The sequence below is a fragment of the Turicibacter bilis genome (assembly GCF_024499055.1).
GTDB classification, from domain to species: domain Bacteria; phylum Bacillota_I; class Bacilli_A; order MOL361; family Turicibacteraceae; genus Turicibacter; species Turicibacter bilis.
The window spans coordinates 2,042,628-2,068,952 of the sequence record NZ_CP071249.1 but is presented as its reverse complement, the minus strand read 5'-3'; the positions used below and the strand labels follow the sequence as shown (position 1 = coordinate 2,068,952).

Here is a 26,325-nt window from a genome sequence, read left to right as displayed (position 1 = left end):
TTTGAAAATTAATAGACAATATAATTTTCTTTACTATAATCTCAAAAAATGCCATACTTTTAAGTAACAAAACTTGAAGGAGTGAGATGATGCAACGCATTCAGATTAAAGATACAGAACTTTCGTTGTGCCCTATTGGATTTGGAACAGCTAATGCAGGTGTGGCCTGGGATCATGAAGATGCATTTAAAATGTTAGATCTGTACGTAAGTCTTGGAGGAAATGTTATTGATACCGCACGAATCTATAATGATTGGGTTGAAGGAGAAATCGGTCGTTCAGAGCGAGTGATTGGAGATTGGATTCAGTATCGAGGTGGACATGATGATTTAGTCATCATTACAAAAGGTGGACACCCAGCTCTTAATACGATGCATGAAAGTCGATTAAGTAAAGAAAACATGAGAATCGACTTAGAGAAAAGCTTGAAGGCTCTTCGCATTGACTGTATTGATATTTACTTCTATCATCGTGATGACTTGAATCGACCCGTTTCAGAATTGATTGAGACAATGGAAGATTTCGTACGTGAAGGAAAAATTAAATACTATGGATGCTCAAACTGGACAACCGCTCGTATGAAAGAAGCAATGGCTTATTGCAAAGAAAAAGGATATCGTGGATTTGTTGCAAACCAAGCCTTATATAATATTGCATCAAGCCAAATGAAACCCTATCCAGATGAGACAATGGTAACCATGGATGAAGAAATGTTAAAATTCCATCAAGAGTCAAACATACTAGCCATGCCTTATTTTAGTTTATGTAGTGGATTCTTTACGAAATTAGCAGCCGGGGTTGATGTAACAACTAGTCCTTACTATACAGAGGAAAATATAAAATTAGCTGAACACTTACAGGTGTTAACATCGAAATACAAGGCGAGCTTAACACAGATTATTATGGGATTCTTCTTTGTCCAAGATATGCCGATGTGTGCTTTAGCTGGAGCGAGCCGCGAAGATCAATTGATTGATTTCATGGAAACTCTAAACAAACAATTTAACTCAAAAGATTTTCAATAATTCCTAGAGGGGATGAGAGGATGAGAACCTTTTATATTAAACAAAAGATTTTTACACTAAGAGATCGTTATTATGTTTATGACGTGGACGAACAGCCGGTCTATGAGGTAACCGGAAAATTTTTCTCGATTGGGGATGAATTAACCATCAGCGACTTAAATGGAAAACCATTATTTCGTATCAAACAACGCGTCATGTCTTTCTTTGGGGCATATGACGTATATCAAAATGACATTCTTTGTGCGACCATTAAACGTCGTGCAACATTCTTCAGACCAAAGCTTGATGTTGAAAGTAATTATGGTAATTTCGAAATTCATGGGGACTTTTGGGATTATGATTTCTCGATTACGAAAGATGGTCATACGATGGGAACCATCGAAAAAGAATGGTTCACATTCGGTGATAGCTATAAATTAACAGTGACTCATGGAGAAAATGAGACCTTCTTCATCGCCATGGTCATTGCAATTGACAACTGTCTTCATAACGAGAAAAATAACAACTAATTAGAATAAGAGTAAGGAAAATGGATAACATAATAATTGGCTACATGTTTTAATATGCTAAGTAATTCTATAGCCTTCTTTCTACTTCCTAAATCCTCAAAAGTCCACGAGACCTTAACTCGTGGACTTTTATTGTATGATTTACATTTATTTAGAACAGATAAAATAATTGTAATTGACATAGAAACTATTATAATAAATAGGAAATCCTCATTTAAAAGGAATAATAAAGACCTATATTAAAGGAAAGTCCGAACTCTTTGACTTTAAAAATTCACCTAAAGATATACAGTTAATCCATTCATTAAATAAAGAAGACCATAGTGATTGAGATCCTAACCATATTACCTTCTAATTTTTAGTCTACAATCTAAAAAGCTTGCATATAATGTATGGTACTCTTTGTACATATCACTATTTTTTAATATAAAATCTCCTTTTTTAAAATTTTTATTTTTGGAAATTTCCTTTATCTTTCAAACCAAGAAGAGTTTTTCTTCTTGGTTTTTTAGTTTAAACATACAGACATATGATGCAAATTTTTATCATAAAAATTACTATTAATGTGCAAAACTACTTCCAATTAATTTCCAGTTATAAAATACCAATGCAAAAAGAAAAAACATTAACTCAAATCCTTGTATAATTAAGTCTCGCACAACCAATTAACAAGGGGGAATTGAGTTAATGTTCATGGACAGTATTATATCAGATTCAAATTCAATTTTCAAATTTCTAAAACAGCTTGACTTAGATTTATTTTTATCTAAACCTCAGTTTAATCATCTTAACCAGTTTCTAAACGTGATGATTCAGGAAAATTATCAGGGGAAAATCTCTGCCGTTAAGCATTGTCATCGGACAACTTTTGGACGATTTTTAAATGATAGTCCCTGGGATGATGGGGCGATTTCTAATCAAATTCAAGCCTATCTTCTCTCTTGCCTTTACAATCGTTCACATCAAACAGGAAAACCTATTTACGTATTAGTAGATGATACAACATGTGTTAAAACGAAGCCTTCGTCACAGGCGACTTATCCTATTCAAGGATGTGATTGGCACTACTCTCATCTTCATCATCAATCCGTTTATGGTCATCAATTTGTTACTGTGATGCTTCAATGTGATGATGTCATCTTACCGTATCAAATCATTCCGTATGAGAAAGATAAACAGAGTAAAATTGAACTCGTTAAAGAGATTCTCACCACTTTACCTAAACCACCTCATAAAGGATACATCCTAGCTGATAGTTGGTATTCGTGTGAAGCCTTATTCCAAATCGCTAATCAATTAGGCTTTTATTACTTAGGAGGTATCAAAACGAATCGAATCATTCTGCCTAAAGGCTATCGTCCGAAAGGGATTCAACTGAAACAATTTGCGAACACCTTATCCCTCAAAGATCTCGACTTAGTGACTGTCGGATCTGAGCGTTATTATACTTATCTATATCAAGGAAGGATAAGAGGGGGACATGTCGTTCAAATCATTTTAAGTTGGCCTCACACGGCTCCTTTGGAAGAAAAAGCTTTACGTTGTTTTGTGAGTCATGATCTAAAAATGTCTGCCAAGCAACTGCTTAAACACTATACTAAACGTTGGCCCATTGAAATCTTTTTCCGAGAAGTGAAGCAAAATTTTGGAATGGGACAGTATCAGATTCGAGCCTTGAAAGGAATTAAACGATTGATGTTAATGATTCAATTCGTTTACCTTTATTTAAAGCGCATGACTCCGAACAACAGTTGTCTGGGTGAAAGTTTACGCCAATGTCAACGAAAACAAAAGCAAGAATTAGTAAAAATAATTTATCGTAAAGCCCAAAATGGAGTGGCATTAAAAACCATTTTTGAAGAGTTGAAAATTGCGTAGGATCAGTGTATTTTCATATGATGGAAAATTTTTCTTTAAAATTGCACATTAATAGAAAATTAGATAAAATAAATTACTATTCACACAATATAAGTATGTAGAAGGAAACAAAACTAATAACGATAAGATATATGAACCAGAAAATACTCTAACTCATTTCTAAAAAATTGTTAATTTAATCCTTTAAATAATAGGCTATGTTAGCTTTCTTCGTGATAAATATGGCATAAAAATAACCACACATTAGTATTTTCAATATATTGAATTCTAAGATGTGGTTATTTTTATAGATTGCTTCAAATTGTTCGTGCTTTATTAATTTTGTAATTTAATTAATTCTCAACTATAGTAATATACTTTATATCATATATCTAAGTTAATGCTAAATTATGTATTGTTTATATTTAACATACTCTTTTTCACTAAATTCAATATTGAATATTACTCCATCCTCTATATATTCAGAGTCTAAGATAGTTGCATTCTCCATTATATTAGATATCATCTTTCCTTCTGAATATGGAATTTTTAACTTAAATCTTATATAATCTTCAAATACTTTTTCACAAATAGATTCTATTAATCTATCTATTCCTATATCTCTTTTAGCTGAAATTAATATTTTATTATTATCTAATTTATCTAAATCAATTAAATCAATCTTATTATATACATAAATCATAGGAATATTATCAGCTCCTATTTGGCTTAATGTTTCATTAGTAACATCTATCTGATTTTTATAATTAGGATTAGATATATCTATAATATGAACTAATAAGTCTGCATCGCAAACCTCCTCCAGTGTTGATCTAAAAGCTTTAACTAAGTTATGAGGCAAATCGCCTACAAATCCAACTGTATCATACAGTAAAAAAGATTTGTTATTATGTAGTTTAATATTTCTAACATAAGTCTCCAATGTTGCAAATAGCATGTTTTTTTCAAATACTTTTTTATCTTCTTTATTAATAAACTTTTCAACTAATACATTCATAACTGACGATTTACCTGCATTAGTATATCCTACTAGTGCTACATTAGGTATGCTAGATTTTTTTCTTTTGTTTTTTTGAGTATTTCTTTGATACTTCAATATTTCTAATTCCTTGTTTAAACTAGCTATTCTATCTTCTATACGTCTACGGTCTAGTTCTAACTTCGTTTCTCCTGCTCCCCTATTTTTAGTACCAACTCCACCACTTTGACGACCTAGGTTTTCATTGGCACCAATTAACCTTGGGAGTTCATACTGAAGCCTTGCAACCTCTACTTGCAACTTAGCTTCTCTTGTTTTTGCTCTATTTGCAAATATATCTAGTATTAAAGCTGTCCTATCTATAATACTACACTTTACTTCTTCTTCAATATTTTTTATCTGTGATGCAGATAATTCATTATTAAATACTATTATTTCAGCATTCATCTCTTCGATTAAATCTCGTAATTCTTCAATTTTACCACTACCCATATAGAAAGTTGGATTTATCTTCTTTAAATTTTGCTCCATTTCTCCAACTATTTCTATATCACAAGCTATACATAAATTCTTAAGTTCTATTATAGATTCCTCAAAATTATTTTTGTTATTTATATTAATTCCTACAATTATTCCTCTTTTTCTCATTTTCATAATCTCCTATAATTTTATATTTAAACTTAAATATTTAAATATCACGGGATTATGACTTTTAATTATGTTAAGACAATAGCCACAACCCGTGCCTTATCCTCTTAATCTTATTGAATGTATACATCCACGTATATTCATTTTATTACCTCCTAACTTTTACCTACTTTACCGACTATAATTTTTAAATCAATCGTTATATTTTCTATATCACATTTAGTTAATTCATTTATTTGTTCTTTGCTCAAACCAGATGTTAATGGCGTCATTTTTATAAAATCTTCTAAATTATATATATTTGTTTTATAAGTGATTCTTTTATCATAGACGATTTCCAAGTTATCTTTAAATGAATTTATAACATTTTTATTAGAGTAAGTGTCTTTTTTTATTTTATCTTTTATTTTAGACCTTATCTCTTTTAAGTAGTGTTCATCTGGAATTACTTTTATTACAACTCCACCTTTGTTTAAAACTCTAGTAAATTCACTATAATTCGATGGTGAAAGTATATCTATTATTATATCAAATTTACCATTTTCAAATGGTAGATTTGATAAGTCTGAGACACTCCATAGTATGCTATTTTCGTATCTTGTAGCAAGTGAAATTCCTTCTCTTGATATATCTATTCCAAATAATTTACACTTACTATTTATTTTTTCATCTGAATATAGTTGATTTAAATAATACCCTTCTCCGCAACCAACATCTAGTACAAAATTAGCATTCTTTTTTGACGTATATTTATCCACTATATCCATTATCTCTTTAGAAAGCTCGTCATATATACCATATTCATATATTTTACTTCTAGATTCAAATAATTTTTTATCATATATTGTCTTAGCATTATTCTTTACTAAATTAACATATCCTTTTTTAGATATATTAAAGCAATGGTTATTTTCACATAATACACTACTTTCTTTTATAGATTTTATAGATTTTTTACACACTGGACATCTAAGTATTGATATATTTTCATTAAGTAATTCTCTTAAAACTTCAATCTTTTTTAATTTTCTCATTGTTCATAACCTTCCTATTTCTATTATTCATATAAAATAGCACGAAGTTATGACATTTTATTAAATTTGTTTAACGATAGCCACAACTCGTGCGCTATCCTCTTAATCTGATATATGCAAGCATTATAGCCACCTCCTTATTTTAGTTAATAAAAAAATCCGCTTGAATATAATTAAATACTCCAGCAGATATATGTCTTAAATATATTTATATAATATATATGTAGGAGTTATATCTATTATTTTTAATTTATTAATCATTCTATATAAATTTATCATAAATCTAACTCCTTTCTTGTTTTATCAAATTTAATAGTAACATAAATAATATTCACTGTAAAGTATATCGAAGTTCACAATATATAACAATTACGAACCTTATTATATTGTACAAAATATTCTATTATTTTCCAATCGCAAAATAGTTTTATTAATATGGAGTAAAGTTTCTTATTTTAAGTTAACTCAATAAATCTATTTCTAATAGTAGTTCTAGTTATACATGTATCCTTAGTCGCTACATTCACTAACATGTCTTTAATTCGGTCATTCTTCTTATTTTTTTTACTTAGTTGCAAAAATTTAAACCACGCTAAATAATTATTGATATATTTTGTAGATACACCATTAAAAGTCATTAACCATCTCTTAAAGCTACTGTGAAGAGCATTTATATGCTGTAAATGATAAACAGTATCTATCATTGATTTTCCTCTAGGAACTTGCTTTAATTCTACGTTTAACTTATCCTTTATTCCCACATATGATTTATGTGAATCTACACAAAAAGTAGCCCCTTCGCATACTTTATTGTCAAAAAAGTTAACTATTTGATTTGTTGTAATTCTACCATTACAAACAGCACCCATAAGGATATTTCCTTTTCTATCAATTGCGGTCTCTATACAAATCTGCTCTTTTGATATTCCTCTTTTCTTCTTATCATTTTTACCTTTACCTCTTTTTCTAGGGTTTCTAGGCATTACAAATGTAGTACTTTTAGAATGATTACCCTTAAAAGACTCTCGAATAAAGCATTCATCTACTTCTACTATGCCTTCAACTTTATCATTTTTTAATGATAGATTGATTACATCAAGTATTCTATGACGCATATAGAAAGAGGTTTTAACACCTACACCAACTTCTTCAGCACATTTTCTTACAGAAAGCCCTAATATCATTAACTCACAGTATTTTAACCATTTATCTAAACCTAATTTTGTATTAGAAAATGGAGACATAGTAAACTCATCAAAACTTGTACGACAATGTTTACAGATATATCTTTGTCTTCCGTTAGACTTCCCATTTTTATTTACATCTTTACATTGACATTTTGGACATTCATATCCCTTGGAAAATCTACTTTCTTTAACATTCTCTCTAATTTCAGAAGAATTAAATAAAGTACTTAATACTTCTTGTGCTACTGAAATTAATTCTGTAAGTTCATTCTTTTTTAAGTCTTTTATTATAGCTTTTATATCCTTTTTTGACATAATATTAGATATCCTTTCTGTAAATTAACTGAAGTGTAGTTTATGTCCATATTATAATCTATTTTCCATATAATTAATCACAAAGTTAGCTAACATAGCCAAATAATAAAATATTTTTCGTTATAAACTGTAACTATATAGGAGGTTCTTTATGACTCATGAACAAATCTTAGAAATCTTAAATTTCCGTCATGCCTGCAAAGAATTTGATTCGTCGAAAAAGATTTCAGACTCAGATTTTGAAATTATCTTAAAAGGTGGTCAATTATCACCAAGTTCAATGGGAATTGAACCATGGAAGTTTCTTGTCATTCAAAACGAATCGTTACGAGAAGAGTTAGCTACTGTTTCATGGGGTGGAAAAAAACAAATCCCTTCCTGTTCACATTTAGTGATTTTATTAAGTCGTATGCCTAAAGAATTAAAACATGATTCTTCATACATTCATCATTTATTAACAGATGTTAAACAAATGCCTCAGGAAGCTATTGAAAACTTCAAAGGGGTTATTAAAATGATTGAAGATACACGTTTTCAAAACAATGAGCAAGCCCTCTTAAATTATTCATGTTTACAAACATACATAGCCGCAGCAAATATGATGACAGTATCAGCTATGCAACAAATTGATTCTTGTGCAATGGGGGGTTACGATCAAGAAGCCGTTGAAGAGATATTAATTAAGCACAACTTATTAAATAAAGACGAGTTTTATCTAACATTAATGATAGCCTTCGGTTATCGCATCAACGAGCCTACACCCAAAACACGTCAATCGCTAAATGATTTAGTAGTTTGGGTAAAATAAAAGGACTGATTATTCAGTCCTTTTATTTATAAGTAAATTGACATTAAGATAACAATCCCCAGATTTAAAAATGGAATCATATGATCGACAATATAATCAACCATAAAATATCCTTTTTTCTCAATACCCGCTAAAATTTGTTCTAAGCAATAATTCCCAACTAAATAGGCCATCGATAATCCAAAGGCTACTAAAGTTAACAATGGTTTATGATAAACAAATGCCCCAACAACAGGATGAAAAACAAAAAGAACGCCTGTTAAGATTCTTAAATTATTAATTAAGACACTTGCATCAACCATCTTACCGGCTTCATCGTACATTTGAGTTACTTCTTGAACCATATCAATATTAATTTCATTCACCGCTTGCTTAACATGTCCTACATATTTTGAATAGGAAACAAATCGCTTACGCTTAATAATAGATTGAACATTTTGAACCATAAAAAAAATAAAACTAAATAAAATAATTGATTTTAAAATAAACATACGCTTCCCTTTTCCCTCTATCAGTCAAATTTCGATAATATACATCTATCATAAAAAATTAATTTCAGATAATCAAGTCTCAAGCTAATTTTTATTCATTATTTCATATAGAGTCCGACTAGTTCCATCTGTGGATTATAACTTAACGTAAGTTGTAATGTCCCCTTTTCATATTTGGCTAATACAACAACTACAGCATACTCCTCTTTTCCAGCGATAATATAATTAGAAATAGCATCAAAAGTTCCTAACTTTTCATATAATGGAATCCATGCCTGTTTAATAACATCGGCACTTAAATCATTTTGTAAATCTAAACTTACCGAATCTGTGATTGCTTGATACTCGCCTGCATTTAACTGTTCTAGAACCTTCTGTGCTGATGACTTTAAAGTGGCTTCATCGTAATCGTCACTTAATACTGAATTAGAACACCCAACTACCCCTAGCACCAAAACAAATAAACAAAGGATTTTTTTCAACCTAATCCCCTCCCCCCTTCAATCTTATGATTAAAATGAAGATATAATTAAATAAATTTTATAATCTTTACAAACAAATCCATCATATTTATAACTATTTTCCAAGCTAAAATCTTAAAACATCCTAAATATAAGCCTCCTATAAAAGCCATAAAGTTTTTATGCTGTAAAAAATGGATTACTTCTTAGCTAATTTTGTCGAATTTATGATACACTAGCGCTAGAAGTTATTTGGAGGAGATTATATGAGAAAGTTTATTATTGATACGGATACCGCATCAGATGACGTGATTGCAATTATTACTGCACTTCGTGAACCAAGTATTGAGGTTTTAGCATTAACCGTTGTTGCTGGAAACGTTGGCTTAGAACAATCAATTCAAAACGCTCTAACAGCCATTAAGGTGGCTGATACTTATCAACCTGCTGTTTATGGTGGGATGAGCAAACCATTATTCCGTAATTTATTCACAGCAGCTGATGTTCACGGTGAAGATGGTCTTGGAAATATGTTTTTACCGAAATCAAATATTCCAATCGAATCTGAACATGCTATGGATGCCCTAATTCGTTTAATTGAAGAACATCCATATGAAATTGAATTAATTACGCTTGGCCCATTAACAAATATTGCAATGGCTGCCTTAAAGGCACCAGAAACAATGAATAAATTAAAATCGATTACGTTAATGGCAGGAACAGGACTAGGACCTGGTAATACAACTGAAACTGCTGAATTCAATGTCTATGTCGATGCAGAGGCACTTTCAATCGTATTAGGACTAGATGTTCCAAAACTATTTGTCGGTTGGGATGTCATTGAAAAAAGAGCATTCATTACTGAAGATGATTTAGCCTATTTAGAGAATAGTGATTCTCCAATTGCGAAATTCGCTGTTCGCTGTACAAAATCACTTCATGACTTCTGTAAAGGACTTGGTCTAAATGGATTTGAATTAGCAGATCCAACCGCAATGATTTGTGCGATTTGGCCAGAGGTCATGACCAACTGTATTGAAGCTCACGCAACTGTGGAAACAAAAAAAGAAGAGAACTACGGACAAATTTTCTTAGACCAAGAATCAGCGACACCCAACTCTACTACTTGTATCGACCTTGATGGTGAGCTATTAAAAACATATCTATTTAATACTTTATTAATGAAGGAAAACAAATAAAGAAAAATTTAAAAGAATAGATTTTAATCAAAAGCTCAACCATTATGAGAGACTATGGTGTTTTTACAAAACATAGTTCCTCGCTTTTTTGATAATAAATTATATCAGTCTAGATAAGTTTTTTACATCGTAAAAACTTTTAGCTGGACTATAGTCTGCCTTGCACGGCATAGCCATTCCATATTTCGGTTGCTGTATTAAATGTAGAAAACATTTCTGTTTATATATAGATTTTTACTTTCATAAAAAGCGATAGCCTCATGACTATCGCTTTAATTTATGAACTGATAACTTACAAGGCAGAATATCTAAAAGGCCTTGTAACGAATCGAACTAACTTATAAATGATGTACGCTGGAACCCCATATTGAAGCCCAATCACTACAACAAAGAATGATAATTTAACAATAAAGATTAAAAGCATAAATAAGCTAACTAATAAGCTAATTAAAGCACTCATCATTGAGCCCTCCTATAATGAAGTTATATCCTATCTATACTATGCAGATAAATATGAACGTGTGCTATCTTTTTTTATATTACCCTCGCTTTTAAAATCACTAACTCTTTGTTAAAATGAATTGATAAACATTAGCGCATTAAAGAGAGGAAGTAGATTTTATGAAACATAGACACTTAAATAAATGGATTAAACAGCTACCAACGCCTGCTAAAGCTCTCGTTATTATCGGTTTAATTATTTTAACAATAGTATTCGGTGAACCTGCGATCGATAAAATCGAGCAACTATTTAATAATAGTAATATTCAATTAGAAACTGTGACATTAAAACGCGTTGTTGATGGTGATACAATTATCGTCACTAATCAAGCAGGCTCTGATCTTCGTGTAAGACTGATTGGTATAGATACGCCTGAGAGTGTTCATCCAGATGCAAATAAAAATACTGCTGAAGGTCAACTTGCGAGTGATTATACAAAAGAACAACTTAAAAAAAATCAAACATTATATTTAGAATATGATGAAGAACTTCATGATCAATATGGACGAACATTAGCTTATGTATGGTTAACTAATAACGTTGATTCAAATGATATTGAGGATATCTCAAATTATATGTATAATGCTAAATTAATCATTGATGGATACGCTGTTGCAAAGAAATTCCCACCAAATATAAAATATGCCGAAATCTTTAAGCAATTAGAAACTAAATAATAATAAAAGGACAGATTAAAATTGAGTCTGTCCTTTTACTTTCGATATTTTTTTAAAAACTGATCATTCCATTTCATATGATGGCGAATATAAGGACTCATACTTTTCCCTTTTAAATTAGCAATTAACATAGGTGTTAAAGAAACTAGAGCATCTCGGTACCCTATTTGAATCTTTTCAGTGATAGAGGCTTGATTAAAATTCAATGTTCCAGATCCATTAATTAACTCAAGTGATGATGATGGATAGATTTCTATAATGTTAAACTGTTGATATAAACGCTTATCAACTTGATCAGTATAGTTTAAGTGAACAACAATAATCAAATCTAAATCATGATTCATTAATGGAGAAATAGGAACATTATCAGCATTTGCAGAAGAATAAAGTGGATTATTAATTCCTCCATCAGCATATTGCTTCCCCTTGAAGGAAACAGGTGGGAAAATATATGGAACTGCACATGAACCGAGCGTAATATCAATAATCTCCTCTTCAGAATAATCATTTAATCGAAAATATTCTGGATGCCCATCTGTCACATTATAAGCACAGCTATATACATCGATATTGGTTTGATGTAAGATACCAACATCAACAAATTCCTTAATATAATCCCTAATTCCTTTTTGAGAGATCAGACCTAATGCACCTAAATCAATACTATCAACTATTGGCTCTCCCTTATGAATTGTAATTTTTTTAATTAAATCACCAATATCACTGATCTTAAGTCCATCCCCTTTAGTTACAATTTTTGAATAAGAGAGCGACTTCCAACTTTGATCAATCAAATCGCGATTTTTCATGCATAAACAAAGAGCATTTAATGTTCCAATAGACACGCCTGATACGACATCGATATTATCAATTAAGTCTAAATCCCATAATGCACGAATTACCCCCGCTTGATAAGCTCCTTTAGCCCCTCCACCTGCTAGCACTAATCCAACCTTTAATCTAAACAACTGCCGCCCTCGAAATATCATTACTAACACCTCACATTTATTGTTATTATAGTGTATGTAGGTGTTTGCCATCTAATATATAAATTTGATGAATTGATAAAAAAAGTCTAACTAGTTGTTAGACTTTTTCATTTTATAATAAGTATATTTAATTAATCCACAGACTACAAATAAAAAGACAATAATAATGATACTTAACAGCATAAACAATTGTTCTGGTAATGCTAGGATAACAGGATCTGTTCGATAATCAAATACCCAGTAATCATTTCTAAAAAAAATCTTATGGAACATTGTAAATGTATTAGAGAAATTAAACGTAATTAAACAAATTAATACTCCAAAAACAATGAAGACTAGATTAGCTCCTTGATTGAAAATTGATAAAATACATTTATCTTTATGCTGATGCTTCATAACAATAAAGATTCCCAGGGCAACAATAAATAATAATACAATGATATATAAAGCTAGAAAAATATTTTTAACATCTGCGAAATGAATCATTCCCGCTTCACTCATTACGAAATCTGGTAATTCTAAATAACCTCCGCTTGGCCTTTGTAAGTAAGAAATAATACTTTTATAGTTTAACATTAACTTTTCTGCTGATAGACCTGTGATTAGCGATAATTGATACTTATCAATCACATATTGATAAATTGGAGTACAATTTAATACGATCAAAACAATTGTTGATACGAGCGCTAGAAAGAACCAAATGGCACCTACCCCTTCTACAACTATTTGTTTGATTGTCTTCCTCTTTAACATTTTTCAACGTCTCCCTTTTTTTAACAATAAAATTCCGATACATCACACAAGTGGAAAGATGATTGCTACTCCTCACCTAACCTTTAATCCAACTTGTTCTGATGTTAAGTTTACCATCTTTTTACTAATATCGTCTATACAGAAACAGATGAATAGCGTACATTGGCTACACCAGGTTTAAGCTTATTAAACAACTTTAATAAAGATTTCTACTTCTTATACAACATATTATTAATCACTTACTTTAATAATGCTTAATTTTTGTGATAGTTTTATTCAATAGATGATCGTGAGTATAGACACCCTATCGCTAATAAATCATTGGTTTATTCCTGAATCGTTCATCTAAATTAAGTAAACATTTATCAAAAATTAACTAACTGATATCCTAATATAGAGCAATCACTCATACAACTTCTCATTTGTATCTTTTATGTTTTACAGATAGTGTAAATATATGTCAATTAATGTAGAGTGGTATTCTATTAGAAAACATGTCAAATAGCTTGAAATATGATAAAATAATACTATTATCGCTAAATGCTTAAATTGTTTCAAAAGGGAGTGGTGAATTTGGATTTCAACCAACTAGCATCAACTTTGGATACCGATATCCGCATCAAGCGTGCTCAAGCAGTGAGTATTGAAATTGAAAGTTATATCGGTCATGGACCGCTTGAAGTGATGGAATTCGGATGTGGAACAGGTCTAATCTCCTTAAATCTAAAAAAGAAAATTTCAGAAGGGTTAATGGTGGATAGCTCTAGCAAAATGATTAAAGAGCTTGAACAAAAACTAGTCGACCAAAATATAACTAATATACAAACTTATACAGGGGATATCTTAGAATCAGACTTTGATCGAAAATTTGATATCATCTATAGTTCCATGGTGATGCATCATATCAAAGATTTTCAATCGGTCATTAAGAAATTAGTTAGCTATTTAAAAACAAATGGAAAGCTGATTATTGTCGATTTACTTCCTGATAACGGGGAATTTCATCGTGAGCATGAAAACTTTGAGGGACACCATGGATTTACGATTAATGAAATGGTTAGTGCCTTAACAGAAGCAGGACTAAAAGAAGTTAGTGGACGTAAATTCTATTCAAGTTATAAACCAGTTGAAAATAAAAAGCATCCCTATAGTTTATTCAGCGTTGTAGGCATTAAATAATCACATACAAAAGGCGTCGTTTTTAAAAACGACGCCTTTTGTATTTAGTTATCAACTTTAAACTGTGTTACAAACTTAAGAATGGCTTGTTCTAATGTTTGACTTTCATCTCCTCTATAATAGAAATGTCCTGATTTACAAAGTTCAATCAATTCATAATTATCGCCCGTTAATTTCTTTTTCAAAATTTTCGTTGTTCTATTTCTAACAAATTCATCACATTGACAGTGAATGAATAATAACGGCTTTTTAATCATAGGTAATTGTTTTTTCGTCTCATATATTAAGTGGAATAAATCTAAATATCTTGGAATCCATTTAAGATAATCCCCCCACGTTCCTTTTGAAATACTCCAAGCCCGATAACTGGCTAATACATATTCATCATCTTGACTATAATGTCCTGTTAATACCTTAAGTGAACAAACAAATCCTTTTAAGCTAACCTTAACCGATAACGGAGTTGCCAAACAGACAACCCCAACGACAGCCTCATGCTTTTCACATACTAATAATGATAATAACGTCCCCATTGAATGTCCCACAAGAATAATCTGTGGATATTTCTTTGAAATCTCTTCAATCTGGCAGTTAACGTACTTTATCCACTGCTTACGATGACTTTTAGCAAACTCTCGTGCACTGCCACCATGTCCAGGGAGTAAAATTCCGAAAGATGACATTCCTTGATCTAAAATCTTTTCAGCTAATCCATGAAATTGATACGGTCCTTCTAAAATCCCATGAATAAAAATCACTGCTGTTGTTGCTCCTTCTAATTCACATGAAAATGGTTGATGAGCTACCTTCTTTTTTAAATTCATAATATCATTCCCTCTTTAATCTACCCTTAGTCTTACAATTTTTCTCAATAATTATTCTTAATTTTGTTACATTATGAACAACATTACCACTTTAAAAAGAGCATAAGTGATATAACAAGGGGATTATATCACTTATGCTCTTTAAATCATTTGTAATTTCTTTGATACAATCTTCTGCTTGTGGATAAAGTCCTGACTTTTGAACTACTCACGACTAAGGTTACGGGTATATAGGGGCTATTTAATCAATTGATTCTCTAATTCAAAAAATAATCATAACCTTCTAACGCATCCAGCACGTGATATTGTGGTGTATACGGACTCCCATTAGCATGTGTTGTCACTAATGCATATTCGTTCTTGCCATCCGTAGCATAGCTAGCTAAACATAGGGCAGCTTCTTCCGTATAACCTGTTTTTCCACCTAAGACTTCTCCTCCATCAAAAACCGGATCTCCCATACGATCAAACATACGGCTCGTAAAAGTTAATCGGCTCGAACTTGTAGTTGTATAAGATTTAGCAGAAAAAATCTCTCTAAACTCATCATTCTTTAAAGCAACTTTCTCTAAAATAGCTAAGTCCCATGGTGTTGAGTAATGATTATCGTCATGAAGGCCTACGACATTTGTGAAATGAGTATCTTCCATTCCCAATTCTTGAGCTTTCTCGTTCATCAGTGCGACGAATCCTTCCTCTGAACCAGCGACTACTTTTGCAATCATAAGTGCCGCATCCGCTCCAGAAGGTAGCATCGTTCCATATAATAAATCGTCATACGAGACGCTTTCTCCATTTACGAATCCTGCAATCGCGGCTCCCTCTTCTGCAAGCGTATTATAATCGATATCAATAGTAATCGGTCCATCTGGTCTATGTTCGATACCCACTAAGACAGTCATCATCTTCGTCAATGAAGCTGGGTAAGTTCTTTGGTAAGCATTTTTCTCATAGATAACCTCATTGGTCGTTAAATTAACAAGTAGCGCATAATCACTCACAAGATTTAAGTCAATATCTGAAGCGGTTAACACGTGATTAGTCTTAAATCCATACCCATGATAAAGCATAAATAATAGCTCCTCATGATTGAGACCATAAAATAAATTATAATGATTATATAAATTAACGTCCTCTGCTATTGGGGCGGCACTTACTTTCAATAAGAAGCCCCCCACTAATAAACTGGCAATGACTAGCGTTTTTGATATAACTGATTTAAACATAAAAAAAAATCAACTCCTCTTATATGACTATTAAACCATATAATTGAAATTGATTCCTTATGAATTTTTTGTAATTATCTTACTTAATTCGCCAATAAGAGCGTTATTGATGCTTTTCTTGTAATTTTTTAAAGAAACGATAAATACTCTCTAAGGCTTGAACTAAATCTTCACGGAATTCTAAATCTTTTAATGCCGCGTTGACTAATTCCTCATGGAATTCTTCATGAATTTCAAAAACCTTTTGCCCTTTTTCAGTTAAATCTAGCAAAACAACACGACGATCATTGACATCACGCTTACGTGTCACATAACCTTTTTCAACTAAACGGTTAACTGAAGTTGTTAAAGTTCCCATCGTAATCATTAAACGTTTAGAAACTGTCCCCATTGTGGCTGGTTCACACTTACGGATGGCTTCAATAACATGAATCTCCGTCATTGTCACATCGACCGCATCGTGCTCAGTTAAGTTACGTTCTTCTAAAATTAAAATTTGGTTAAAAACATCTGTTAATAAATCATTAACTACTTTTCTTGAACGTTCCACCCTTGCACCTCCTAATTTAAAGTCAAGCGAAATCGCTCATATTTTTTATATTTCCAAGCAAAACACAACCGCTTACATTATATCATCTATAAATTTAGATTGAGCGAAATTAAATGAATTATGACCGTTTTTTTATTTTGTTTAAAAAACTAGGAGAATGGGTTTAATCACTCTCCTAGTTAAGCTCAAATTATTGATGGCTTTCGATATATTCAACGATATTTTTTACGCTTTTCATTGATTTTGCATCTTCTTCAGCGATTTCTAAATCGTATTCTTCTTCTAATGCCATGATTAATTCTACAGCGTCTAATGAGTCAGCTCCTAAATCTTCTAACGTTGATTCAATTGATACTGCTGCCTCATCTACACCTAATTCATCTACAATAATTTCTTTAACGCGATCAAATACCATTTTAACTTCCTCCTTCATCTAACTATAGTATTATTATAAATAGTTTGAAATACAAAGTAAATACTTTTTTAAGCTTTTTCTACTGTATATTTAGATTTTAATCCTTGAGTGAAGTTAGAGTACATTTCGTTTTGTTTTTTAGATGTTAAGTATTGTTGAATTTGACCTTTTACATCAGTGAATGGAACAATATCTTTTTTATCTAATAATTTGATTAAGTGGTAACCGAATTGTGTTTTAACCACTCCTGAGATTTCTCCGATATTTAAAGCGAATGCTGCTTGCTCGAATTCAGGAACCATTTGTCCACGACCGAAATCTCCTAAATCTCCACCACGTGATCCAGATGGACATTTAGAGTTTGCGCTTGCTAATTCATGGAAGTCTGCTCCACCTTCGATTGCTGCTAATAATTCATTAGCTTGCTCCTCTTCTTCAACTAAGATATGAGCCGCACGAATCATTTCTTCTTTGAATTGTTCTTTATTTTCGTTGTAGTATGCTTCACATTCTTCATCTGTTACATTGATTGTTTTAAACATTTGTCCAATGCTGTGTTGGAAAACAAATTCACGATATAATTTTTGGAATTCTTCTGTTTGTGTTAATCCTGACTCAATTGCATCTTCAACAACTAATTGACGTGCAATTAATTCGTCTAATAAATCTTGTTTTTGTTCTTCTGATGTAATATTAATATTTTGTTGAGTACGTAATGCTTCAACTGTTTCATTTAACATTTCTTCAGTGATAGCATAATCTTTAACTTTTGCTAATACTTTTGACATGATCGTAACATCCTTTCGGGTTCTTTTTATAGACCTATTGTATTATTTATTTCAACTTTAGTAAATATATATACCAAATTATTCATCGGTATTTCAATATTATCCACAATTCCCTATATATAAATAGGAATAACACCTTTTTAACATCCAAACATTTCATAGCATTAGTGTAATAAACTAATCCCATCATGTTCGCACTTAATATTACAATCTGTGAATAAAAAAGAACGCTCGATTCTTTGGTCAAAATTATGAGAGCTATAATAAAGATAAAAAACTTTCATCTATTGTACTTATACTCGATAATAACTATTATCTGTTTTTAGTTCTTTATAAATAAGGCACTCGTTTTATTTTGATGCTTTAGCATGGTATCGAGATGTTGAATCGTAAGATCTTGTAAATTGATAGTTTTTACAATCGGCTTTTCAAGTTCGCTCACCCAAATCTTCCAAAGTTCAACTGTTGTTCCAGGCTTCATATTTTGATAAAGATAACAAAGTAAGGCCTCATAGTGACACTCACATGACCCTAAATGAACATCATTCAGATAAGATTTTTTCGTATGAGTGCGAACTACTTTATCATTAATAAAATCACTAGAATGGATCATGAGCTCATCAAACTCTTCCTCTGTTTCATAGATTAAAACTTCTGAATCTAAAGGTAAATCATATTCATTCATCATCAGCCCTCTATCAACTGCTTCTTTAACCATCATTCGATGCTTATCTGTATTATCCACACCTGGCATTTCATAATCTGAAGCAATGAAGTTAAAATAACTCATCAAACTCTCCTCTCATGATTAAAAATCACCTTACCGTTACATCGATATTGTAACATTTTTTTCCATTTGTGTGATATACTATGCCTAAAGAAAGGAGCAGAATAACATGGAAATAGTAGGAGAAACAAACTTTATGATGAGTTTCTTTTCTTCCATCTTATTTAGATTACCTAATCTATTAAACTTGATTAGTTACTTCTTAGTTATTTATGCACTCATTCTATTGATTAAATGTTTAAAAATTTATATCAAAAATAATTCGAATTAATCTAAAGCCAAGGTGCAGTAAATAAACAAAGAGGGATTACGTCTAGTTAGACATAGTCCCTCTTTGTTTATCTAAAAATATTATTGTGCTTCTGGAGCAATCATAGTCAGAGCTAATCGTTTACGTTGTAAATCGACTGAGTCTACCCACACTTTAACGATATCTCCAACTGAAACAACATCCATTGGATGTTTAACGAATTGCTTGCGCATTTTTGATAAGTGAACGAGTCCATCTTCTTTTACTCCACAGTCAACAAAGACTCCAAAGTCTACGACGTTACGCACTGTTCCTTGTAATTCCATTCCTGGTTTTAAATCTTCTAATTTTAAAACATCAGAGCGTAAAAGTGGTGCTTCAATATCATCACGAGGATCACGGTTTGGTGCGACGAATGCATCTAAAATATCATTTAATGTATGCTCCCCTACTCCTAATGTTTGAACTAAATCCTGACGATCTGCTTTCTCAACCGCAGACTTTAATGCAGGAGTTCCTAAATCATCTTTCGTAAATCCTAACGTTTCAAGCACTTGTTCTGCTACTTTATAACTTTCAGGGTGAATTCCTGTTTTATCAAGTGGATTCACTCCATCAATGATACGTAAGAATCCAATCGCTTGCTCATACGTTTTCGCCCCTAAACGAGCTACTTTCTTTAATTCTTCACGCTTTGTAAACTTCCCAACCTCATCACGGTGTTTAACAATATTATTCGCGATAGTTGCTGAAAGTCCCGCTACATATTTTAATAACGCAGGTGATGCCGTATTAACATTAACCCCTACCTGGTTAACCGTTGTTTCAACGACGAAGTTTAACGAATCATTTAATTTTGATTGCGTCACATCATGCTGATACTGTCCAACCCCAATTGATTTTGGATCAATCTTAACAAGTTCGGCTAATGGATCTTGTAAACGACGTGCGATCGATACCGCTGAACGTTCTTCGACCTGTAAATCAGGAAACTCTTTTCGTGCCAATTCTGAAGCAGAATAAACCGATGCCCCCGCTTCATTTGTAATAATATAATAAATTGGATGTTTAATTTCTTTCAAAACATCAACGATAAAGCTTTCTGTCTCGCGTGAAGCTGTTCCATTTCCGATAGAAACAATCTCAACTTGATACTTATTAATTTTATCAATGACCTTCGCACGAGCTGCCGCCACTAACTTTGGATCAGCCGTTGAACCTTTAGATTTTTCATGTGGATAAATCACATCAATATCTAAAACTTTTCCTGTTTCATCAACAACAGCTAATTTACATCCGGTACGGAATGCAGGGTCCACTCCTAAAACCACTTTTCCTTTCATTGGTGGTTGTAATAATAATTGGCGCACGTTTTCTGAGAAGATATGAATCGCTTGGTTTTCAGCCACTTCTTTTAAATTGGCACGAATTTCACGTTCAATCGATGGTTTAATTAAACGCTTATAAGCATCTTCAATCGCTAATTTCACTTGTTTTGTTGATTCTGTCACTTCGCGAACAGGAATCACTTCTTTTACTAAGTAACGATGTACCCCTTCTGCATCATCTAAAATAGAGATACGTAAAATTTTCTCTGATTCTCCACGGTTCATCGCTAAAATACGGTGAGGAACAATACGTGAGATGGGTTCACTGTAATCATAATATTGTTCATAAACTTTACGCTCATCTAATGATTCATCACGTACTTTCGATTGAATCTCACCTTTTTTCGTCATATACTCACGAATCCATTTACGATAATCAGCGTTATCGGCAATAATTTCAGCAATAATATCACGTGCCCCTTGTAAAGCCTCATCAACGCTTTTAATTTCTTCATTGATATATTTTTCAGCCTCAGCTTCAACACCGCTTACTGGATATGTTAATAAATAGTGTGCTAATGGCTCTAACCCTTTTGCTTTCGCCATCGTTGCACGCGTTTTTTTCTTCTCTTTAAATGGACGGTATAGATCCTCAATTTCTGTTAACTTCTCTGCTTTTAAAATTTGTTTCTTTAATTCAGGTGTTAACATCCCTTTTTCATCAATTAAACGAATGACATCATCTTTACGTTGTTGTAAGTTTACCCCGTACTCATACGTTTTAGAAATTTCACGGATTTGTTCTTCATCAAGGGCCCCTGTTACCTCTTTACGATAACGAGCAATGAATGGAACCGTCGATCCCTCTTCTAATAATTTAAGTACTGCATTAATTTGGTTCGTTGTAATATTTAATTGTTTCGCAATTTGCTTATATAAATCATTCATAAATTGTTGTTCCATAGAAGAAAAGCCCCTCCTTTTTATATACGCATCAGTTGATAATTATTTAAAACTTTAAGCGTAATGCTATAAATATAAACTTTCATTTGTTTTCCTAAACAAGGACGTAAAATATTGTATCATAAAAATGAGACCTTCTTCACATTTTAAGAAAAATATTCCAAACATAGTAACGAAGAAAGACAAATCTACTATACGATAAAAACAATAATTAATAAATGACATACTACAAATAGTAAAGTTAACTTTAGATTTTTGATTGACCTGTTAAAAAGGAGTGCATTTCTATCAAGATTAATAAATAATGAAGAGCACCATATTGAAAAAATAGAAATAAATGACGAAATAAACACAATAGCAATTCTATTTGTAAACTTAATCGTATTAAAATATGTACACTATAAAATTGAAAAAGAAATGTAATATTTGAAATAAAGTGAGGGATTAAACGATGATTGAATACTGGGACATTTATGATGAAAACAGAAATAAAACAGGGCGAATTTACCGTCGAGGTGATGAGATGCAATCAGGTGATTATCATCTCGTTATCCATGTCTGCATTTTTAACAGTAAAAATGAACTCTTAATTCAAAGACGTCATCCTGATAAAATTGGTTGGCCGGGAATATGGGATATTTCTGCAGCAGGTTCAGCACTACAAGATGAGGATAGTCGCATGGCAGCCATCCGCGAAGTCAAAGAAGAACTAGGAATTGAGATTAATCTTGATGGCTTACGTCCTCATTTTACGATCAACTTTGACCAAGGATTTGATGATTATTGGTTCATTGAACAAGAGATTGATCTTAAAGATATCACACTCCAACCTGAAGAAGTAGTCGATGCTAAATGGGTTCAAGAAGATGAACTGATAAAGCTACTTGAAGCTGGTCAATTCATTCCTTACTGGTTTGGAGCAAATATTTTCAAAATTAGAAAATTAAACGGATCATTCTAATACTGAAGGTAATTTAATGAAAAAAAACTGATAAATAGACTTATTTAGCACTTTCTTTTTAGGTTTTATTTATATTGATTTTTATAATTCAAAGTAAACGATTGCTTTCTATTCTTTAGGTTGTTATAATGCAGACATAATTTGAATTAAGATGAGGGATAGAGATGAAAAAAGCTGTTATTTTTGATATGGATGGATTAATGATTGATAGTGAACGAGTGACTTACGAGGAATACTGTCGTAAGCTAGAACAATTAGAGTATCACTTTGATGAAAACATGTATCGCCGTTGTTTAGGCAAAAATAAACAAAGTGTCTATCAAGTATTTATCGATCACTATGGAGAAGATTTCCCAATCACTGAAGTTTGGAACGATGTTCATGTATCTTTAGATCATCGACTACAACAAAGTGTGCCACTTAAAACAGGAATTTTTGAATTACTAACATTCTTAAAAGAAAATGGATATAAAACAATTGTTGCCACAAGTAGTTCTCGCGCGCGTGCTAATATGATCTTACAAGCAGCTAATATCGGCCATTATTTTGATGATACAATCTGTGGCGATGAAGTCAGAAATGGAAAGCCAAATCCAGAAATCTTCTTAACTGCTTGTGAAAAATTAGGTATTACACCAGAAGAAGCCTTAGTGTTAGAAGATAGTGAGGCGGGAATTACAGCTGCTCATGCTGGAAACATCGATGTCATCTGTGTACCAGATATGAAATATCCAGCAGAAGAGTTCGCCTCTAAAACACTAAAAATCGTAGACTCATTATTAGACGTTATCGAACATTTAAAATAAATAATAAAAAAGCTGTTATCGTATCAGATAACAGCTTTTTTATAGTGATGGTTTAAACATACTCTCCCAATATAAATAAAGGCAACGAGCATTTGCCTAGTATTAAGTTTAACACTCATCTATCATACAAAAATAGTTTGTAGAAATTATGTGGATAATGACGAATTATTGTAGAAACCTCCAAATTCCTTCTATTACTTTAATGATTAGCTCCCCATTCCACGCTCCCAACTCAATAAACGATTATCTTCAAATTCCCTCTCATATGGATTTTTTTGAATTTTAACATAAAAAGCCACTGAAACAACAACTTCAGTGACTTTCATATTAAATTAGTCCTAAATCTTTACAAGCGTTATAAATCCCATCTTCATACACTGGTTTTGCCACGTAATCAGCATGTTTTTTTAATTCTTCGTGGGCATTTCCCATTGCGACTCCACACCCAACTGTTTGTAACATTTCAATATCATTCAATCCATCTCCAAAAGCAACGGCATTCTCAGGTTTTAATCCTAATTTGTCTAAAATAACTTCAATGGCTGTTGCTTTTGATCCAACCTTCGGTAATAAGTCAATTCCATTTGGTTGCCAGCGAACAATACGAACCTCCTCAATTGGTTCAAAGATATGTTCATTTTCCTTTGTTACTCCCGCTACCATTTGATAAATTTTATAATTCGGTTTCTCTAAATTTGTTTCAATGATTGGATAAGGTAAGTTCATATTATCAAGTGCCTCGAGTAATACTTCTTGATTTTCCCCGGATAACACATAATGATGAGTCGGCATCCATAGTAATGGCACATGATTTTCTTTTGCCACTGCTACAATTTCATCTAATAACGCTTGACTATATGGCGCTTCATACATGACACGGCCATTCATCACTGCATACTGACCATTTGTACAAATAAAACTATCAATCTCTAGTCCCTTTAATAATTCCTCAATCATGAACGGTGAACGTCCTGTTGCAATAAATGGTGTAATTCCATTCTCTTTTAATAAACGAATTGCCTCAACCGTTGAAGCTGGCACTAACTCCATATCAGACGACTGATTTTTCTTTGAATGATTATCCACAATTGTCCCATCTACATCAAAAAATGCAACCTTAATATCCATCTTCAAACCTCCTATGTCTCAATATCCATAGAATACTACAAAAACACACCGAAATCCACCAAATAAAATACAGAAACAACAGAATTCTTCCTTATTTTTAATCTATTTTACTTAGTAAAATGAGAAAAATATCAGGCAGATGTATGAATGATCATCTGTTTACTTATACTGAATTGTAAAGGAGGAGAATATTATATGCCAGTAGAATCAGTTAATACGCCATTACAAGCACTTACCTATATTGCTAGCAATCTCGTTATCTTACTTTCCGTCGTATCAGTTTTGACGTATCTCTTCTTAAAAGGATATGACTTCGTAATGAAAAACAATTCATCTAAATAAAAAAAGGCCTACGTTTAATTAATTGTTAATTAAGCGTAGGCCTTAAGTTTTTAAATTGTTCGTTCATAATTACTTACGATTACCTTCTTTATCAAATGACATATGAACACGCCATTCTGTCAATCCTACAACTAATAGCGCCATAACAATAATCTCAACTAAATTTATGATGATTAATTCCCAAATAGCTAATGTTCTAAAATAAGAATTTAAAAACACACCAATAACTAATAAGATACCACCAACAATCAATAATAACTTTGCGGCAAACTTATTAGATACTCGCCATGTCTCAACTGTTTGTTTAACTGATAACACACGATAACCAAGCCTTCGATGCGGTAAATCAGATTCAAGATAAGTCACAAGTCCAAAGAACATAAACAACAACGGCGCAATAAATATACTAAACTCTTGCATTCTAACTCCCCCTTATAATTATAATTCCTCCTATATTATACCATATTTATATTATATTTAGGCAGAGCTCTAAAGTGCACAAAAAAATCCGACAAATTTGTCGGATTTTTCATTAAATCGTCTTAACAGTTTGATTCACTGAATCTTTTAATACTAACTGTGAAGAGTATCCTTGATATAAGATCGTTAACAGTAATGCACTCACAATATATGAAGCAATAATATAAGGAGCATTATAAACAATTGAATACACCCATGGATTTTGAGATCCGGCATATTCAGAGAAGAAGACTACACCAGAAATAACATGACATACAAATCTAGCAAATGAAGCAACACCAGTTGCTACCCAAATATAAATCATACGTTTCGATCCTGTTGTGTGATTGACCTTTGAAGCAAAGAACCCAACAAAACCTAACACAGCATATGGTAATGGATAATCAAATAATAATTGAACTGGGTGAATAACATAAGCACCCGTTAATAATTGCAATAATCCCATCACAAATCCACCTGTAAATCCTGCAACCCATCCATAACGGAATGCAATAATGGCGAGTGGAACTAATGAGATAGAAATTGAGCCTCCATTTGGCCAAAACCATCCCATAAAAAGATTAGCCAAGTAATCAAGAACAAAAGCTAAGGCTACTAGAATACTAATCTCTACTAATTTTTTTGTTTGTGAATTTCTCATAAAAAAATCCTCCCTATAATCAGGAGGCTTTACGGCATAATTTAAAGTATAAGAATATCCTTTTATCATCAAAAGGCTCGTCTACTTCCCTCCGCTAGTCCTAACTAGTTCAGGTTCAAAGGGTTATGCAATTTGCACTCTCAGCCGTAAGGCACCCCTAGTAATCTATTTCATAATAAATTTAACATATTTTTCCTAAATAA

At 32.0% G+C, this 26,325-nt stretch carries 29 protein-coding genes and 1 riboswitch; of the genes, 11 read left to right on the top strand and 18 right to left on the bottom strand.

Translation table 11 applies throughout. The annotated features are described in order from the left end of the window. Positions 1 to 89 precede the first annotated feature (89 nt). The 3 genes from J0J69_RS10005 to J0J69_RS09995 all read left to right on the top strand — a co-directional run bounded on the left by J0J69_RS10005 (position 90) and on the right by J0J69_RS09995 (position 3,412). The gene (locus J0J69_RS10005) at positions 90 to 1,025 is read left to right on the top strand and encodes an aldo/keto reductase (RefSeq protein ID WP_237252495.1); all 936 of its coding nucleotides are present in this window, start codon (positions 90 to 92) and stop codon (positions 1,023 to 1,025) included. A gap of 20 nt (positions 1,026 to 1,045) precedes the next feature. Continuing rightward, the gene (locus tag J0J69_RS10000) at positions 1,046 to 1,534 is read left to right on the top strand and encodes an LURP-one-related/scramblase family protein (protein WP_212724338.1); all 489 of its coding nucleotides are present in this window, start codon (positions 1,046 to 1,048) and stop codon (positions 1,532 to 1,534) included. A 687-nt stretch (positions 1,535 to 2,221) separates the two neighbouring features. Next, positions 2,222 to 3,412 (top strand): IS701 family transposase, encoded by a 1,191-nt coding sequence (locus J0J69_RS09995; RefSeq protein WP_055244437.1) that lies wholly within the window; start codon positions 2,222 to 2,224, stop codon positions 3,410 to 3,412. Positions 3,413 to 3,794: 382 nt separating this feature from the next. Here J0J69_RS09995 and hflX read toward each other — a convergent pair whose 3' ends face one another. The 3 genes from hflX to J0J69_RS09980 form a co-directional block, all read right to left on the bottom strand. After that, entirely contained in the window at positions 3,795 to 5,039 is a 1,245-nt protein-coding gene (gene hflX, locus J0J69_RS09990) for a GTPase HflX (protein ID WP_237252498.1), read from the bottom strand. Positions 5,040 to 5,194: 155 nt separating this feature from the next. Then, entirely contained in the window at positions 5,195 to 6,073 is an 879-nt protein-coding gene (locus J0J69_RS09985; protein WP_068759600.1) for a methyltransferase domain-containing protein, read from the bottom strand. 455 nt (positions 6,074 to 6,528) lie between these two features. Continuing rightward, positions 6,529 to 7,575, bottom strand: a complete 1,047-nt coding sequence (locus J0J69_RS09980) for an IS1595 family transposase (protein WP_074099375.1) — start codon at positions 7,573 to 7,575, stop codon at positions 6,529 to 6,531. A gap of 151 nt (positions 7,576 to 7,726) precedes the next feature. On the opposite strand from J0J69_RS09980, the gene J0J69_RS09975 reads away from it, so the two are divergent. Beyond that, entirely contained in the window at positions 7,727 to 8,383 is a 657-nt protein-coding gene (locus tag J0J69_RS09975; protein WP_212725719.1) for an NAD(P)H-dependent oxidoreductase, read from the top strand. A gap of 26 nt (positions 8,384 to 8,409) precedes the next feature. On the opposite strand, the gene J0J69_RS09970 is transcribed toward J0J69_RS09975, so the two are convergent. Beyond that, on the bottom strand, positions 8,410 to 8,874 hold the full coding sequence (locus tag J0J69_RS09970; RefSeq protein ID WP_212725720.1) for a hypothetical protein: 465 nt from the start codon (positions 8,872 to 8,874) through the stop codon (positions 8,410 to 8,412). Positions 8,875 to 8,972: 98 nt separating this feature from the next. Then, positions 8,973 to 9,356 (bottom strand): DUF3887 domain-containing protein, encoded by a 384-nt coding sequence (locus tag J0J69_RS09965; protein WP_212725721.1) that lies wholly within the window; start codon positions 9,354 to 9,356, stop codon positions 8,973 to 8,975. A gap of 245 nt (positions 9,357 to 9,601) precedes the next feature. Between J0J69_RS09965 and J0J69_RS09960 the strand changes: the two genes are divergently transcribed. Continuing rightward, on the top strand, positions 9,602 to 10,534 hold the full coding sequence (locus J0J69_RS09960) for a nucleoside hydrolase (protein WP_212725722.1): 933 nt from the start codon (positions 9,602 to 9,604) through the stop codon (positions 10,532 to 10,534). Between the two features lie 292 nt (positions 10,535 to 10,826). On the opposite strand, the gene J0J69_RS09955 is transcribed toward J0J69_RS09960, so the two are convergent. Further along, complete coding sequence (locus J0J69_RS09955; protein WP_156344108.1) at positions 10,827 to 10,994, bottom strand: hypothetical protein; 168 nt, start codon at positions 10,992 to 10,994, stop codon at positions 10,827 to 10,829. A gap of 161 nt (positions 10,995 to 11,155) precedes the next feature. On the opposite strand from J0J69_RS09955, the gene J0J69_RS09950 reads away from it, so the two are divergent. Further along, positions 11,156 to 11,713: a thermonuclease family protein gene (locus tag J0J69_RS09950; protein ID WP_212725723.1), complete on the top strand. Its 558-nt coding sequence runs from the start codon at positions 11,156 to 11,158 to the stop codon at positions 11,711 to 11,713. 35 nt (positions 11,714 to 11,748) lie between these two features. Here J0J69_RS09950 and J0J69_RS09945 read toward each other — a convergent pair whose 3' ends face one another. Together J0J69_RS09945 and J0J69_RS09940 are read right to left on the bottom strand one after the other, a co-directional pair. Then, positions 11,749 to 12,681 (bottom strand): patatin-like phospholipase family protein, encoded by a 933-nt coding sequence (locus tag J0J69_RS09945; RefSeq protein ID WP_237252500.1) that lies wholly within the window; start codon positions 12,679 to 12,681, stop codon positions 11,749 to 11,751. Between the two features lie 111 nt (positions 12,682 to 12,792). Next, positions 12,793 to 13,455 (bottom strand): TIGR01906 family membrane protein, encoded by a 663-nt coding sequence (locus J0J69_RS09940; protein ID WP_055305377.1) that lies wholly within the window; start codon positions 13,453 to 13,455, stop codon positions 12,793 to 12,795. Positions 13,456 to 14,028: 573 nt separating this feature from the next. Between J0J69_RS09940 and J0J69_RS09935 the strand changes: the two genes are divergently transcribed. After that, entirely contained in the window at positions 14,029 to 14,634 is a 606-nt protein-coding gene (locus J0J69_RS09935) for a class I SAM-dependent DNA methyltransferase (RefSeq protein WP_055244223.1), read from the top strand. Positions 14,635 to 14,678: 44 nt separating this feature from the next. Here the strand turns inward: J0J69_RS09935 and J0J69_RS09930 are convergent, their stop codons facing one another. The 6 genes from J0J69_RS09930 to J0J69_RS09905 form a co-directional block, all read right to left on the bottom strand. Next, on the bottom strand, positions 14,679 to 15,458 hold the full coding sequence (locus tag J0J69_RS09930) for an alpha/beta hydrolase (protein ID WP_055244226.1): 780 nt from the start codon (positions 15,456 to 15,458) through the stop codon (positions 14,679 to 14,681). Positions 15,459 to 15,715: 257 nt separating this feature from the next. Beyond that, positions 15,716 to 16,684 (bottom strand): D-alanyl-D-alanine carboxypeptidase family protein, encoded by a 969-nt coding sequence (locus J0J69_RS09925; protein WP_212725725.1) that lies wholly within the window; start codon positions 16,682 to 16,684, stop codon positions 15,716 to 15,718. Between the two features lie 103 nt (positions 16,685 to 16,787). Then, complete coding sequence (locus tag J0J69_RS09920) at positions 16,788 to 17,234, bottom strand: MarR family winged helix-turn-helix transcriptional regulator (protein ID WP_055244234.1); 447 nt, start codon at positions 17,232 to 17,234, stop codon at positions 16,788 to 16,790. Positions 17,235 to 17,424: 190 nt separating this feature from the next. Beyond that, complete coding sequence (gene acpP / locus J0J69_RS09915; RefSeq protein WP_055275572.1) at positions 17,425 to 17,649, bottom strand: acyl carrier protein; 225 nt, start codon at positions 17,647 to 17,649, stop codon at positions 17,425 to 17,427. A gap of 68 nt (positions 17,650 to 17,717) precedes the next feature. Next, a complete protein-coding gene (locus J0J69_RS09910) occupies positions 17,718 to 18,437 on the bottom strand; it encodes a peptidylprolyl isomerase (protein WP_336511272.1) in 720 nt (239 codons plus the stop codon). 322 nt (positions 18,438 to 18,759) lie between these two features. Beyond that, positions 18,760 to 19,227 carry a hypothetical protein gene (locus J0J69_RS09905; RefSeq protein ID WP_212725726.1) on the bottom strand — a complete coding sequence of 156 codons (468 nt, stop codon included), beginning with the start codon at positions 19,225 to 19,227 and terminating at the stop codon, positions 18,760 to 18,762. 106 nt (positions 19,228 to 19,333) lie between these two features. On the opposite strand from J0J69_RS09905, the gene J0J69_RS09900 reads away from it, so the two are divergent. Then, complete coding sequence (locus J0J69_RS09900; protein ID WP_156344107.1) at positions 19,334 to 19,495, top strand: hypothetical protein; 162 nt, start codon at positions 19,334 to 19,336, stop codon at positions 19,493 to 19,495. Positions 19,496 to 19,575: 80 nt separating this feature from the next. Here J0J69_RS09900 and J0J69_RS09895 read toward each other — a convergent pair whose 3' ends face one another. After that, the gene (locus J0J69_RS09895; protein ID WP_272875218.1) at positions 19,576 to 21,765 is read right to left on the bottom strand and encodes a Tex family protein; all 2,190 of its coding nucleotides are present in this window, start codon (positions 21,763 to 21,765) and stop codon (positions 19,576 to 19,578) included. Between the two features lie 451 nt (positions 21,766 to 22,216). On the opposite strand from J0J69_RS09895, the gene J0J69_RS09890 reads away from it, so the two are divergent. Further along, on the top strand, positions 22,217 to 22,726 hold the full coding sequence (locus J0J69_RS09890) for an NUDIX hydrolase (protein WP_055244245.1): 510 nt from the start codon (positions 22,217 to 22,219) through the stop codon (positions 22,724 to 22,726). 164 nt (positions 22,727 to 22,890) lie between these two features. Next, positions 22,891 to 23,532: an HAD family hydrolase gene (locus J0J69_RS09885; protein WP_212725727.1), complete on the top strand. Its 642-nt coding sequence runs from the start codon at positions 22,891 to 22,893 to the stop codon at positions 23,530 to 23,532. A gap of 327 nt (positions 23,533 to 23,859) precedes the next feature. Here J0J69_RS09885 and J0J69_RS09880 read toward each other — a convergent pair whose 3' ends face one another. Beyond that, positions 23,860 to 24,660 carry a Cof-type HAD-IIB family hydrolase gene (locus tag J0J69_RS09880; RefSeq protein ID WP_212725728.1) on the bottom strand — a complete coding sequence of 267 codons (801 nt, stop codon included), beginning with the start codon at positions 24,658 to 24,660 and terminating at the stop codon, positions 23,860 to 23,862. A 195-nt stretch (positions 24,661 to 24,855) separates the two neighbouring features. Between J0J69_RS09880 and J0J69_RS09875 the strand changes: the two genes are divergently transcribed. Then, positions 24,856 to 25,002, top strand: a complete 147-nt coding sequence (locus tag J0J69_RS09875) for a hypothetical protein (protein ID WP_172676264.1) — start codon at positions 24,856 to 24,858, stop codon at positions 25,000 to 25,002. 69 nt (positions 25,003 to 25,071) lie between these two features. Here J0J69_RS09875 and J0J69_RS09870 read toward each other — a convergent pair whose 3' ends face one another. Both J0J69_RS09870 and thiT read right to left on the bottom strand, forming a co-directional pair. After that, on the bottom strand, positions 25,072 to 25,422 hold the full coding sequence (locus tag J0J69_RS09870; RefSeq protein ID WP_055243376.1) for an SdpI family protein: 351 nt from the start codon (positions 25,420 to 25,422) through the stop codon (positions 25,072 to 25,074). A gap of 112 nt (positions 25,423 to 25,534) precedes the next feature. Continuing rightward, a complete protein-coding gene (gene thiT / locus J0J69_RS09865) occupies positions 25,535 to 26,122 on the bottom strand; it encodes an energy-coupled thiamine transporter ThiT (RefSeq protein ID WP_212724329.1) in 588 nt (195 codons plus the stop codon). Between the two features lie 69 nt (positions 26,123 to 26,191). Further along, positions 26,192 to 26,291, bottom strand: a riboswitch (TPP riboswitch). Between the last annotated feature and the right edge of the window lie 34 nt (positions 26,292 to 26,325).